Here is a 13,836-nt window from a genome sequence, read left to right as displayed (position 1 = left end):
ATGCCTCCCCCTTCGCAACTACTGAGGTGTGCGCGGATCAGCCGCGCGAGCCACCCGAGTGCGATGCGCGACGGTTCTGGCGCGGGCGCCCACCCTCGGAGCGCCCGCCGCGGCTGATTTCACCGACGGTGCTTCCCGTGGTGTAGCGCTGAGCCGAAGACTTCTGTGCCGGGCGTGCCTGGCTGCGCTGGCCCGACGATGCAGCCTGAGTGCGCTCGCCGCCACGGGCGTTCTCGCCCTGGCGCGCGCCCTCGCTGCGACCGCCCTGGCTACGACCCTGACCGCGCCCGCCCTGGCCGCGACCCTGACCTGCGCCGGCAGGCTTGCGCGCCGGACGCTGCTGCTGCTGCGGCTGAACCGGAGCAGGAGTCACGTGCGGGGCGATCTCGCCGACGAGCTGACCGACCGAGGCGTGTGCCGCGGTGACGGGCTCGAGAGCAGCGGTGACCTGCGCCTTGCGGAGGAGGTCCTTGACCTCGCCGCGCTGCGAATCAGTGGCCACCGTGACGACGACACCCTCGGCGCCGGCGCGAGCCGTGCGACCCGAACGGTGCAGGTACGCCTTGTGCTCGACAGGCGGGTCGACGTGGACGACGAGTTCGACCTCATCGACGTGAACGCCGCGGGCGGCGACGTCGGTGGCGACGAGCACGCGGACGCCACCCTTGGCCACATCGGCGCCGAACGCGGCGAGGTTGCGCTCACGGGCATTCTGGCCGAGGTTTCCGTGCAGGTCGACCGACGGGATGCCCGCGGCAGTGAGCTGCTTCGCGAGCTTCTTGGCCTGGTGCTTGGTGCGAGTGAACAGGATGCGGCGGCCGTGGCCGGACGCAAGGTGCTGCACGAGGGCCGACTTCTCGTCGGCCGACGTTACGAATACGCGGTGGGTCATGACGCCCTGCGGGACCGACTCTTCGTCTACTTCGTGACGAACCTCGTTCTGGAGGAAGCGACGCACGAGTGAGTCGACACCGCGGTCGAGTGTGGCGCTGAACAGCATGCGCTGCCCGCCCTGCGGGGTGGCGGCGAGGATGCGCGTGACACCGGGGAGGAAGCCGAGGTCGGCCATGTGGTCGGCCTCATCCAGCACGGTGATCTCCACCGCGTCGAGCCGAGCGAAGCCCTGCTTCATCAGGTCTTCGAGACGGCCGGGGCACGCCACGATGATGTCGACACCGCTCTTGAGCGCTGCTTCCTGCGGCTTCTGGCTGACGCCACCGAAGATCGTCGTCACGGTCAGGCCCGAGGCATCCGCCAACGGCTTGATGGTTGCGGCGATCTGGGTCGCGAGCTCACGCGTGGGGGCGAGCACGAGGCCACGGGGGCGGTTCGTGCGACGACCGGCGGCGTTCGCACCCGACAGGCGGGCAACGAGCGGCAGCGCGAACGCGATGGTCTTGCCTGAGCCGGTGCGGCCACGCCCGAGCACGTCGCGACCGGCGAGGGAGTCAGGAAGCGTGTCGCGCTGGATCGCGAACGCCTCGGTTTTACCATCCGCCTCGAGGACGGCGGCGAGCTTCTCGGGCACGCCGAGAGAAAGGAAAGAAGACATAGGGGTACTTTCGGTGATGCACACGCGAGCGATCATCGGACGCGGTGCGGGAAGAGGCGACGGCGCGGATTCGCGCATCGGTTCGCCGTTCGAAAAGAGCCGCAGCCGCAAGGCCGGGAGCGTGACGACGACGCAACGGCCAGGAACGGCCGCAGACTCCACCGTAGCAGTCCTATCCGGGAGTGCCCTGCACGCGGCCCCGCCGAGGCCTCGGTCGTAGGCTGAAGGCATGCACGGTGAGTACAAAGTCCCGGGCGGCAAGCTCGTCGTCGTCGACCTCGAAGTGCGCGACGGGCGGATCGCCGAGTTCCACCTCGCGGGCGACTTCTTTCTCGAGCCCGACGACGCCCTAGACGACATCGACGCCGCCGTCAACGGATTGCCGGTAGAGACGGATGCCGCGGCCATCGCCGCGGCCGTGCGCTCGGCTCTCCCCGAAGGCGCGCAGCTCCTCGGCTTCACCCCCGAGTCGGTCGGCACCGCGGTGCGCCGCGCGCTCGTCACCGCGCCGGGGTGGAGCGACTTCGACTGGGAGGTCGTGCACGAGCGGCCCGTCTCACCGCGGATGAACCTCGCCCTCGACGAAGTACTCACCTCCCGCGTCGGGGACGGGCGACGCCGTCCGACGCTGCGGCTGTGGGAATGGGACGAATCGGCGGTGGTGATCGGGTCGTTCCAGTCGCTCCGCAACGAGGTCGACCCGGAGGGTGCTTCGCGGCACGGTTTCGATGTGGTTCGCCGCATCTCCGGCGGCGGAGCCATGCTCATGGCGGCGAACTCGATCGTCACGTACTCGCTGTACGTCCCGGCATCCCTCGTTCAGGGTATGACGTTCGCCGACTCGTACGCGTTCCTCGACGATTGGGTGTTGCAGGCTCTGCGCTCGCTTGGGGTCGAGGCTACCTATCAGCCTCTCAACGACATCGCTTCGCCCCAGGGCAAGATCGGCGGAGCCGCGCAGAAGCGCCTCGCCAACGGGGGAGTGCTGCACCACGCGACCCTCTCGTACGACATGGACGGTCAGGTCATGACCGAGGTGCTGCGAATCGGCCGCGAGAAGCTCAGCGACAAGGGCACGGTGTCGGCCGCCAAACGGGTGGACCCGCTGCGCCGCCAGACCGGCCTGCCCCGCGACGCGGTGATCGAGCGGTTCATCGAGACGTTCACGAACCTCTACGGCGCGGTGCCGGGCGAGATCACGGCGGACGAGTACGCCGAGGCCGAAGCGCTGGTCGAGTCGAAGTTCGCGACCGATGCGTGGCTGAACCGCGTCCCGTGAGCGAGGCTCGTGGCGCCGTTGAGATTCACCACGGCGACAACCTCGTCGTCGCGCAGTCGCTGCCGGACGCGTCGTTCACCCTGATCTACCTCGACCCGCCGTTCAACACCGGCCGTGTACAGGGCAAGCAGATCGAGACTGCGCTGCATGTGCCCTCGGCGGCGGGGAATCGGACGCAGATCGGGGAGTCGACCGAGGCCGTTTCCGCGGGACTTCAGGGCAGCGTGCCGGCCGAGCGCCTGGATCTGCGTCCGAATTCACGCGGCGCCGAGCCCGGCGTGCGCCGAGGGTTTCACGGCCGGGAGTACGAGCGCCTGCGCGGAGACCTGCGGGCCTACGACGACCGGTTCGACGACTACTGGGGTTTTCTCGAGCCCCGACTCGCCGAGGCCTGGCGGCTGCTCGCTGACGATGGCACGCTGTACGTCCACCTCGACTACCGCGAGGCCCACTACGCCAAGGTGCTGATGGATGCCCTCTTCGGCCGGGAGCGGTTCCTCAACGAGCTGATCTGGGCGTATGACTACGGCGCGAAGACGCGCAAGCGGTGGCCCACGAAGCACGACACGATCCTGGTCTACGTCAAAGATCCGAAGAACTACTGGTTCGACTCTGAGGCCGTCGACCGAGAGCCCTACATGGCGCCGGGGCTGGTGACGCCCGAGAAGGCCGCCCGCGGCAAGCTGCCGACCGATGTCTGGTGGCACACCATCGTCCCCACGAGCGGGCGTGAGAAGACGGGTTATCCGACGCAGAAGCCCGAGGGCATCCTGCGGCGGATCGTGCAAGCATCCAGTCGCCCCGGTGACCGCGTGCTCGATCTCTTCGGCGGCAGCGGAACGACCGGTGCGGTCGCCTCGGCTCTGGGTCGCGACGCGGTGCTCGTCGACGCGAACCCCGAGGCCATCGAAGTGATGACGAAGCGGATGCCGCACGCCGTCGTGGTCCGTTGAGAGCAGTCGGCACTACCGGTGCGGTGTATTCGGCGCCCTTTGCGTGAAAGTTCCGGGACGAATCCGTCATTTGACGCCTGAACGGTCGTTCCCAGCCACATCCGTCCGGGATCTTTCACCCGACGACGGCCAGAACACCCCGGGCGGTTCCTCCTCAGCTGGGAGGTTTGTCGAGTTGTCCCCAATTCGGGGTCGGCCGACGTCGCGGTGGCTGCCCGGATCGCAGGCTTCTGGGCATGCCGACACCCGCTCTCCTCGATGCGCCGCGCCTTCTCACCCGTCAGCGACTTCGTCGGGAGGGGTGGACCGACCGCCAAATTGCGGCCGCTGTCGGGGACGGACGACTTCTTCGTCCGCGTTCCGGCGCCTATGTTCCGCCTGACAGCCATGCCGACCTCCTTGACTCCTGTGCTCAGGGTGGGCGGCTGGCCTGCGTTTCGGAGCTTCACCGGCGCGGGGTGTTCGTCCTCGACACCTCTGTCCTGCACATCCACCTTCACGAACCCAGCCGCAACGCGCCGAAGGCTTCCCGCGCAATCCGCCGCCATTGGCATCGCCTGCGGCGTGCCCCCCACCCGCACTCGATCGCCGTCGAGCCTTTCGATGCGGTGGCGTGCGCCGTGCGCTGTCAGACCGCGCGTGCCGCGCTCGCCACCCTCGACTCGGCACTTCGACTCCGCGTCCTCAACCCTGACGATCTGGATGAGCTCTTCCTCGGGCTTCCCCAGCGGTACAGGGTTCTCCGGCGACTGATAGATGTACGCGCGGAGTCAGGCCCAGAGACTTTGGTGAGGCTCATGCTGCGCGCGCTCGGCGTGCCGTTCGAGGTGCAGGTGGTGATCGACGGTGTGGGGCGAGTGGATTTCGTCGTTGCCGGCTGGCTCATCGTCGAGTGCGACAGCGATGCGCATCACTCGGGGTGGGAGGAGCAGCGTCGTGATCGACGCCGCGACCAGGCTGCCGCTGCGCTCGGCTACTCGACATACCGGCCTATCGCCGAAGACATCATGTGGCACCCGGAGCGTGTGCGCAATGCTCTGGCGGGTCTGCTCGCCGCGGGCCAGCGTGGACGGCGGGGACAGAGGTGAAAGTTCCGGGACGAAAGTGCTCTGGGCGCCCGCACGGTCGCCGCGAGGCCTGATTCGTCCCGGAACCTTCACGCCTCGCCGGTCAGAGCAGGGCGCGGACGCTCGCGTAGCCGTCGGCTTCGATGTCGGGGTGGGAGGCCTCGCCCCCGAAAATCCGCGTCACTCCCGGTGCGGAGGCCCACTCGGGCCAGCCGGGGTCGCCGTCGCGCACGAAGGCTGCGGCCGCGCCGTGCACGGCATCGGCGAGAGCCCGCGGGGGAGCCTCGCCGGCGATCGCCGCGACCCCGTCGGCGTCGAGGCAATCGAACCAGAACGGCACGTCGAGGCAGTGCAAGGCCCAGGTGCGGGTGGGTGAGGGCCAACAGAACCGGTACGCCCAGGTCGGCGCGGCGCCGCGCGCGTCGGCGACCTGCACGACGGTGGTGCGGAACATCGTGTCGGTGACGTAGCGTCCGAGCACGGCCGCTGTGCCCTTGCGTCGCTGGGCGGCGCCGTCGGCGAGGTACGCCTTGCGCGCAGTGGGCTCCGGCAGAAGCTTTCCGAGAGCGAATCCGACGGGGACGAATCGCAGTCTGCCCTTCGCTCCGTCGGTGGTCATCGTGAACTCGTCGTCGGTGGTGCCGAGCACGAGGGGTATCTCAGAGCCCACACCCGCGCGCAGCGATTCGATCGTCGGCCGGGTGATGAGGTCTCCGTCGATGGTCGGCCCCCAGGGCAGACCATCCGACAGCAGTGCTCGTACGCCGGCCAGTGCGTCTTTCGACTCCGTCGCGCCCGCGGCGTTCTGCAACGCGGTGAGCGTGGCCTCGGGCACCGACGCGAAGCCGTCGCGGGTGGGGGACACGCCGGCGAGATTGGCGAGCTTGGCCGACAGGGTGCGCGCCCGCTCCCTCGGCACGTCGACCAGCGCGGACGAGAGTGCCCAGGCGGACTGGAAGAGCCCGTGGGCCGCCGGCATCCCGAGCAGAGTGAGCACGGCGCCGCCGCCGGCGGATTGTCCGGCGATCGTCACCCGGCCCGGGTCGCCGCCGAACGCCGCGATGTTCTGCTGCACCCACTCGAGGGCTGCGAGCCAGTCGCGCACGCCGCGGTTGCTGGGGGCTCCGGCGATGTGGCCGAACCCGTCGAAGCCGAGGCGGTACGAGATACTCACCGTGACGATTCCGTCGCTGTTGAAGGCCCGGCCGTCGTACCAGGGGCTCGCCGGCGAACCCGAGACGAATCCGCCGCCGTGAATGTAGACGAGCACCGGCAGGGCCGCCGCTGTGTCGCCCGGTACCGGCGTGAAGACGTTCACGTTCAGTGTCGAATCACCCGGGACCGAAGGCTCGGGGATCAGCGTGATTCCGTTGTCGCCCCGCTGAGCGGTCGCTCCGTATGCCACGGCGTCGCGGATGCCGTCCCACGGCTCGGGCGCTAGCGGCGCGGCGAATCGGAGGTCGCCCACGGGCGCTTGTGCGAACGGGATGCCGAGAAACGCGGCGGATGCTCCGGCCGAACCGGATGTGCCGCGCCAGCGGCCCCGGACCCTGCCGGGCGCGATCGAGACGACGGGGTCTTCGGGTTCGGTCACAGTCGCTCCTTCGCGGGTAGCGGGGCTCTGCGCAGAGTGCCCAGCAGGTTGCATGTCCTTCCACCTCATCACACCTGGGCATGTGCGTGCGTCATACCTGTCAACCCCTGGTGCGTTCGGGTGGGCCGCCCTAACGTCGACAGTGGCCGTGGCGCGGGTCGCGGCCGGAAGGAGCGATCGTGGCATATGTGACCGTCGGAACCGAGAACTCGGCCGATATCGACCTTTACTACACCGACCAGGGGACCGGACAGCCTGTCGTGCTGATCCACGGATTCCCTCTCAACGGAGAGTCGTGGGGCAAGCAGCAGGCGGCACTCCTAGACGCCGGGTACCGGGTCATCGCCTACGACCGCCGGGGCTTCGGTGCCTCGTCGAAGACAGCCTCGGGCTACGACTACGACACGTTCGCGGCCGACTTGCATGCCCTGATGGAAGACCTCGATCTGAGGGATGCTGTGCTCGTCGGCTTCTCGATGGGCACGGGCGAGATCGCCCGCTACCTCTCCCGCTATGGCGCCGCGCGCATCGCGAAGGTGGCTTTCCTCGGCTCGCTCGAGCCGTTCCTGCTGATCACGGATGACAACCCCGACGGTGCGGGCCCGCAGGAGTTCTTCGACGGCATCGCCGCCGATGTGCGAGCGGATCGCTACGGGTTCGTCCAGGGGTTCTTCATGAACTTCTACAACCTCGACGAGAACCTCGGCTCGCGCATCTCGCAGGCGGCGGTCGATGCCTCGGTTCAGGTCGCCAACCAGGCAGGCAACGCAGGCATCGCTGCGGCGCCGCTCACCTGGCCGACCGACTTCCGTGACGACATCTCGTCGGTGACGGTGCCGGCGCTCATCCTGCACGGCACGGCGGACAATATCCTTCCGATCGACAAGACCGCCCGAAAGTTCCGTGAGCTCCTCCCCGACGCGACCTACGTCGAGATCGAGGGCGCTCCGCACGGACTGCTCTGGACACACGGCGACGAGGTCAACGAGGCGCTGTTGGCCTTCCTCTCGTCGTGACTCGCCGCCATCCCGGCGTCGCCGCACGAGGTCGCGCGCGTCGGGCGTCAAAGCTCCGGGACGAATCGCGGTTTGTGCCGCCACTGGATGGTCTGAGACCGCATCCGTCCCGGATCTTTGACGACGGTCCCCCCATAGGCTGAGGAAATGCGATTCGGAACCTTCATTCCCCAAGGCTGGCGCTTCGACCTGGTCGGCATCGCCGACGCGGAGCAGTGGAGCCTCATGCGAGGCCTCGCCCAGCGCGCCGACACGGGGCCCTGGGAGTCGCTGTGGGTCTACGACCACTTCCACACCACTCCGGTGCACAGTGACGAGGCGACTCACGAGGCCTGGTCGCTCATGGCGGCGTTCGCCGCCTCAACCGAGCGCATCCGGCTCGGCCAGATGTGCACGTGCATGGGCTACCGCAACCCCGCCTACCTTGCAAAGATCGCGGCGACTATTGACCACGTGTCAGCGGGCAGGGTCGAGATGGGCATCGGCGGCGGGTGGTACGAGCACGAGTGGCGGGCATACGGGTACGGCTTCCCCGAGATCAAGGACAGGCTCGGGATGCTGCGAGAAGGTGTGAAGATCATGCATCAGGCCTGGTCGACCGGCATGGCGACACTCGACGGAAAGCACTATCAGGTCGACGGAGCGATCGTCCGACCGCTTCCCGTGCAGGAGGGCGGCATCCCCCTGTGGATCGCCGGTGGGGGCGAGAAGGTCACGCTGCGCATCGCGGCGAAGTACGCCGACTACACCAACTTCGCGGGTGGGCTCAAAGAGTTCGACCGCAAGAGCGAGATCCTCCGCGGGCACTGCGACGACCTCGGCCGCGAATTCGGCTCCATCACCCGCTCGGCGAACTTCAACACGATCGTGGGCGCCACCGAAGCCGAGGCTCACGACCGGCTCGCGCTGGTCAAGGAGCGGATCCTGCCGCACGTCGGCCAGAAGCGCGCCGACCAGATCGAGCAGGACTACCTGTCTTCGCGCGGCTTCGGGTCGGTCGAGCAGGTGACCGAGCGACTTGCCGAGAACGGCGAGCACGGCCTCGGCTACGCGATCCACTATTTCCCCGAGGCGGCCTACGACCTCTCGGGCGTGGAATTGTTCGAGCGTGACGTGATCGGGGCGCTCGCGTAGGTGCCGCTCTCTGAGCGCGAGTCGGTGTCAGGGCGTCAGGCGGTCAAGGTTCCGGGATCACACGCGCGGTGTGCCACCGTGCGAGTGGTGAAAAGCGTGAGTCGTCCCGGAACTTTGACGCCGCGGGTGCGCTAGGTGCCGACGACCTCGCGCCACGGGCCGCGTGAGGAGACGCGCACGGCATCGACCGCGAGCAGGTCATCCGTGGTGGCTGTGCGCCGCGCTCGCGCGGACTCGGGAACCCACACGGTCGACTCGGCCGACAGGGGGAGCACGTGCAGGGTGACGTCGGCCGCCGCCAGCCCCAGATCGAGGACGCTGATCGTCCAGGTCGAGCCATCCCAGTACCGGTCGTCGACCGCGACGCCGCCCACGCGGAGCTCTGCGACATCGCCCGCCCAGTCGATGCGCAGGACGGCATCATGGGCCTGCTCGAGCGACCACTCGGGCAGCTCGAGCCGGTAGACCGCGGCGAGATCGTCGAACCGCCCGGGCGATGGTGCAGTGTGGCGCTCGCCGCCGAATCCGTAGTCGGATGCCGCGGCCTCCCCCGCACGCTCGAGACGCAGTCCCACCTCCGACGAGAGGGCCGGCACTTCGCGGTCGGCGATGTCGTGCTTCCGCCACCTGCCGGATGCCGGGTCGTAGGACGCGACCTCCGGGTTGTTGCCCCCGCGCACTGTGACCGGGCTGCGGTCAGACCAGGTCAACGGTGCAGGGCTGTGCAGGAGCACCCGCCCACCGCCGGAAACCTCGCGCACCCAGAGATCGTGTGCGAGAGCGGAAGGCAGGACGAGCAACCCGTCCGCGACGGGCGTCCACGACGGCTCGACCGCCCGCACCACACCGTTCACCGAGATCTCGACGGGGACGCCTTCGTCGGCGACGAGTACGAGAGTCTCATCGAGCACGGTCAGCACGGAGGCCGTCGCCCAGTCGAGGCGCTCGCCGTTGATCGACAGCCCGAGCGGCCATCGGCTGAGGGATCCGGCGGGGATAGCGACGGGTTCGGAGGGCAGGACAAGATCGCCGATGCGGAACTGCACGGGTGCCGAGTCGGCCAGACCGAGATGCGGCTGATGGCGGTTGACGAACAGGAATCCGCGGTCACCGTCCGAGCGCACCGCCCAGCGGACGGTCTCGGCATCGTCGAGGCCCGTCGGGAGAACGTCGGGCAGGCTCGAGTGGAGGTCACCCAGTATCTCGCCGAACGCGCTCAGAAACGCGTGCTGGCCGCGCAGCAGAGCGTAGCTCGGGGTGACGTCGCCGGACTGCCCGATCGCCGCGTGAAAGTCGTAGCTGAGCGGCACCATGTCGTTCGGGTAGCCGGTCGCCTGCGATTCGTGCAGGCCCGGGCCGGGGTTCGTGCCGCCGGCGTACATGTAGTACCCCTGCCACATCGACCCGTTGCCGACCTTGATGTGTGCGACCGCCGCAACGTCGAGCGCCGAAGGTCGTGGCCGGCGGTGGTAGGCCGTCGCCATCCCGCCGCCGAGTTCGCAGGTGGCGGGAGGGAAGACGGATGCTTCGTCATCGTCGTTCTCCGGAGCGGAAGCCGCGCTGAACCCCTGCGCTTCGCGCACATCGGCTCCGACGCCGGGGTCATCCCACACGTGGGAGAAGAAGTAGTGGGCACGAAAAGAGTCATCCCACGGGGCATCCGGCTCGGTCCAGAATCCGTCACCGTACCCGCCGTAGAGCGGAAAGACCTCGTCTGTCGGCAGCTCGGCGCCGCCCCACGCGGTGGCTGTCCACAAGGGCGCCGACATCCCGGCCTCGCGCGCGAGTCGCTTGAGGGTGCTGAGGTGCTCGGGCCGGTCGTACAGCTCATTCTCGAGCTGGATCGCGATGATCGGCCCTCCTGGGCGGGCTCGACCGCCCAGTGCAGCGGCGAGCTGACCGAACCACTCGCGCACGAGATCGAGATACACCGGGTCGTCGGATCGGTGGATGACCGGCTGCTCTTGCACCCAGTCGGGGAAGCCGCCGTTGCGCGCTTCGCCATGAGCCCACGGTCCGATCCGGAGGCAGACTTCGAGCCCCGACGCGGCGCACTCGTCGATGAACGCTGCGACATCGTTCTGGCCCTCGAAATCGGCGACCCCGCGCTCTGGAGAGTGGTGCAACCAGAAGACATAGGTCGAGGCGACCGAGATCCCGCCGGCCCGCAGTTGGCGTGCGCGTTCGCCCCAGCGGGCGCGGGGGATGCGGCTGTAGTGCAGTTCTCCCGAGACCGGAATCCACGGTGCACCGTCGCGAAGCACCGCCCGGTCGGTGACGGCGAGCCCCAGCACTTCTTCGCCTGCGGCGGGCATGGGCGCGGTGCGCGGTGGCGAGTCCCATCCTCGTGGAGAGAGCGTGAGTTCGGTCATGTCAGAGTCCGCCGATGATCGCGTTGTCGAGCAGGTCGGCGTCGACCCCGCTGGGCGGAGCCTGGTTGGTGAGCAAGACGTACGCGACCCCGGCACTCGGGTGCACCCAGAACTCACCGCCCGACCAACCACCGTGGCCGTAGGCGTCGCGGTCGATGAGCCCGGGCGCGCGGGTCGGCAGGTTCCAGGTGAACCCCCAGTCCTGTCCGCGCTCGGCCGGGTACGGGTCTAGCCGCGGGATGTCGCCGGTGAGCGGCCGACGCATCATGGCGAGGGTCGCGGGCTGCACGATGCTTTCACCGTTCCGCAGGAGCGCCGAGGCGATGGCGAGCAGGTCGGGCGCGCGGCCGATGAGTCCGGCGCCCGGGCTCTGCAAGCGTGCGAAACGAGCGATGTCGACGCCCGCGTCGGCTGCTCCGACGATGTCGTGCGGGTCGGATGCTTCATCCAGGGTGAGTCCGTCGGCACCGACCTCGGCGGCCCACGCGAGGGTCGCAGCATCCCACGTCTCTGTTGTCGCGTGCTCGATGAGCGCCGCGATGCCCTCGAACGCGAGGGTGGAGTAGCGCGAGGCGGTGCCCGCGGCGAAGTCGCGCCCGGCACGCAGCAGGTCTTCGCGCATCGGATTCGGTGCATCGAGCGGCGGTTCGCTGATGCCCGATGTGTGGCTGGCAAGGTGGAGCAGGCGCACGATGTCGTCGCGGTTCGCACCGAACGTGGGGAGCGCCGCGCTCAGCGGCGTCTCGGGAGAGAGCAGGCCGCGCTCGATGGCCCGTGCCGCGGTGAGTCCGGTCAGCGGCTTGGTGATCGAGAACAGCCGGTAGTGGTCGTCGACTCGGGCTGTGCGCTGCGCTGTTGCGCCGAAGGCGTCGAGGGCGACCGTGCCGTCCTTGGTGGCGATGCCGAGCACCGCCGTCGGCAGACGGCCCTCCGAAACCTGCGTACGCGTCCAGTCGAACGCGCGTGAGAACCCTGCGGTCATCACTCCACCTCGTGACCGAGGTCGTGCCGGGCGACGAATCGGGCGGTCGCGTCGGTGAGCGACTCCAGTTCGACGATCGTGATGGTGTTCTGGCCGGGCTGGGTCACAGGGCCCGGGACGAAGAGCGTCCGCTGTGGGCCGCGGCGCCAGTAGCGGCCGAGGAAGAAGTCGTTCACCCACGCATAGCCCTTCCCCCAGCCGCGTGTGTCGAGGAACAGGTCGGCGGATGCTTCGAGGTCGAAGGTGGCGCGGAGCCCGACAGGCCCGGCGGCGCGGTCGTTGGTCAGCGCGGCGGAGGTGGAAGCATCCGTCACCGCCTGACCGAGGGCAGGAACATCGAACGTCCGGACCTGCCACGGACCGGCGATCTCGACCCCATCGACCAACGGCACACCGATGATGCCCTTGGCCTCGCCGATCTTGGTGTCGTAGTTGACGCGCCCGGTTTCTTCGACCAGGAGCCGCAGGCGTTCGCCCGACGGAATCGTGAGCGAGTTGTCACCGATTGTGCGCTGCAGAATGCCGACGGGCCGATCATCGACCTGCACCCAGGCGTAGTCGCGGACTTCGGCTTCGAGCACGGCTTGGCTATCGACAGAGACGGATGCTGCGTACTCGACGAGTACGAGGTCGGAGCCGAGTTCATCCATCGTGGGCGGAGTGGTGAACTCGCCGCGGTCGGTGACGACGGCGTCCAGCGGGTTGCCGACACTCTCGAGCGCGACGGTCAGGGTCGGGGCGTCCACAGCCTCGGGGAGCGGCTCGTCGGGCACCGGCGCGTGCTTCGCGATGACGTCACGGAACGCTCGGAACTTCGAGGTCGTGCGCCCGTCTTCGGTGATGGGCGAGTCGTAGTCGTAGGACGTGACCATCGGCAGGTATCGGCCCGAGTCATTCGCGCCGGCGGTCAGACCGAAGTTCGTGCCTCCGTGCACCATGTAGATGTTGACCGATGCCCCGGCCTCAAGCAGCAGGTCGAGGTCGGCGGCGCTGTCGGCGAAGGCGGTGGTGTGATGCTTCTCGCCCCAGTGGTCGAACCAGCCGCACCAGAACTCCATGCACATGAGCGGCCCGGTGGGCTGGTGCTCGCGCAGCGTCGCGAGGCGTTCGTGGATGCGGGATCCGAACGACCCGGTCTTGTGCAGGCCCTCGTGCGCGCCGTTTTCGAGCATGTGGGGGATGGGCTGGTCGACCTGTGTGAGGGGCACGGTGATGCCCGCCGCGCGCGTGAGGCGGATGAGTTCGGCGAGGTACGCCTTGTCAGCCCCGTATGCGCCGTACTCGTTCTCGATCTGGACGAGGATCACCGAGCCGTCCTGGTCGATCTGGCGCGGAACGAGGATCTCGTTGACGCGCCCGAGGTAGTCGGTCACCGCCTCGAGGTAGCGCGGGTCGGAGCTGCGGAGCTTCATGTCGGGGTCGGCGGTGAGCCACGTCGGGAGTCCGCCGTTATGCCACTCGGCGCAGACATAGGGTCCCGGCCGGACGATCGCGTGCATGCCCTCGTCGGCGATGATGTCGAGAAACCGGCCGAGGTCGACGGCGCCGTCTTGCGACCACTGCCCACGCACGGGCTCATGGGCGTTCCAGGCGACGTAGGTCTCGATCGCGTTGAGCCCCATCAATCGGGCCTTGTGGATTCGGTCGCGCCACTGGTCGGGGTGCACGCGGGGGTAGTGCATCGCGCCGGAAATGATCCGGTGGGGCTGCCCGTCGAGCAGGAAGTCGGTCTCGCCGATCTGGAAGCGGGAGGGGGAAGTCGTCATCGTCGTCCTCATACTGATGTTGAGTGTCCAAGAAACGCCGTTCGGCGTGAGTCATTGGCGGCGTGTTCTGGACACTCGACAGCGGGGTGGCTGCGGTGAGGCCAGCTTAGCGGGGAAGCGC

The 13,836-nt window shown here is 68.5% G+C and carries 10 protein-coding genes; 5 read left to right on the top strand and 5 right to left on the bottom strand.

The annotated features are described in order from the left end of the window. Positions 1–37: 37 nt before the first annotated feature. On the bottom strand, positions 38–1,552 hold the full coding sequence (locus LG299_RS08575; RefSeq protein ID WP_404434738.1) for a DEAD/DEAH box helicase: 1,515 nt from the start codon (positions 1,550–1,552) through the stop codon (positions 38–40). Positions 1,553–1,781: 229 nt separating this feature from the next. Here LG299_RS08575 and LG299_RS08570 point away from each other — a divergent pair, with 229 nt between their 5' ends. The 3 genes from LG299_RS08570 to LG299_RS08560 all read left to right on the top strand — a co-directional run bounded on the left by LG299_RS08570 (position 1,782) and on the right by LG299_RS08560 (position 4,872). After that, on the top strand, positions 1,782–2,831 hold the full coding sequence (locus tag LG299_RS08570; protein ID WP_404434737.1) for a biotin/lipoate A/B protein ligase family protein: 1,050 nt from the start codon (positions 1,782–1,784) through the stop codon (positions 2,829–2,831). Next, positions 2,810–3,784 carry a DNA-methyltransferase gene (locus LG299_RS08565; RefSeq protein WP_404434736.1) on the top strand — a complete coding sequence of 325 codons (975 nt, stop codon included), beginning with the start codon at positions 2,810–2,812 and terminating at the stop codon, positions 3,782–3,784. The genes LG299_RS08570 and LG299_RS08565 overlap by 22 nt, the downstream gene beginning before the upstream one ends. Before the next feature lie 236 nt (positions 3,785–4,020). Then, on the top strand, positions 4,021–4,872 hold the full coding sequence (locus LG299_RS08560; RefSeq protein WP_404434735.1) for a DUF559 domain-containing protein: 852 nt from the start codon (positions 4,021–4,023) through the stop codon (positions 4,870–4,872). Positions 4,873–4,954: 82 nt separating this feature from the next. Here the strand turns inward: LG299_RS08560 and LG299_RS08555 are convergent, their stop codons facing one another. Further along, positions 4,955–6,445 (bottom strand): carboxylesterase/lipase family protein, encoded by a 1,491-nt coding sequence (locus LG299_RS08555; RefSeq protein ID WP_404434733.1) that lies wholly within the window; start codon positions 6,443–6,445, stop codon positions 4,955–4,957. A gap of 179 nt (positions 6,446–6,624) precedes the next feature. Here LG299_RS08555 and LG299_RS08550 point away from each other — a divergent pair, with 179 nt between their 5' ends. Both LG299_RS08550 and LG299_RS08545 read left to right on the top strand, forming a co-directional pair. Then, a complete protein-coding gene (locus LG299_RS08550; RefSeq protein WP_404434732.1) occupies positions 6,625–7,461 on the top strand; it encodes an alpha/beta fold hydrolase in 837 nt (278 codons plus the stop codon). 147 nt (positions 7,462–7,608) lie between these two features. Next, positions 7,609–8,595, top strand: coding sequence for an LLM class F420-dependent oxidoreductase (locus LG299_RS08545; RefSeq protein ID WP_404434731.1), 987 nt, complete (start codon positions 7,609–7,611; stop codon positions 8,593–8,595). A gap of 131 nt (positions 8,596–8,726) precedes the next feature. Here LG299_RS08545 and LG299_RS08540 read toward each other — a convergent pair whose 3' ends face one another. Genes LG299_RS08540 through LG299_RS08530 form a run of 3 tightly spaced genes read right to left on the bottom strand, consistent with a single transcriptional unit; the run spans position 8,727 to position 13,715 of the window. Further along, entirely contained in the window at positions 8,727–10,967 is a 2,241-nt protein-coding gene (locus tag LG299_RS08540; RefSeq protein ID WP_404434730.1) for a beta-galactosidase, read from the bottom strand. Position 10,968: 1 nt separating this feature from the next. Beyond that, the gene (locus tag LG299_RS08535) at positions 10,969–11,949 is read right to left on the bottom strand and encodes a serine hydrolase domain-containing protein (RefSeq protein ID WP_404434728.1); all 981 of its coding nucleotides are present in this window, start codon (positions 11,947–11,949) and stop codon (positions 10,969–10,971) included. After that, positions 11,949–13,715 (bottom strand): beta-galactosidase family protein, encoded by a 1,767-nt coding sequence (locus LG299_RS08530; protein ID WP_404434727.1) that lies wholly within the window; start codon positions 13,713–13,715, stop codon positions 11,949–11,951. The genes LG299_RS08535 and LG299_RS08530 overlap by 1 nt, the downstream gene beginning before the upstream one ends. Between the last annotated feature and the right edge of the window lie 121 nt (positions 13,716–13,836).

Source organism: Microbacterium lacus, from assembly GCF_044794305.1.
Taxonomy (GTDB): Bacteria; Actinomycetota; Actinomycetes; order Actinomycetales; family Microbacteriaceae; genus Microbacterium; species Microbacterium lacus_B.
This window is presented reverse-complemented; position numbering and strand designations above follow the sequence as displayed.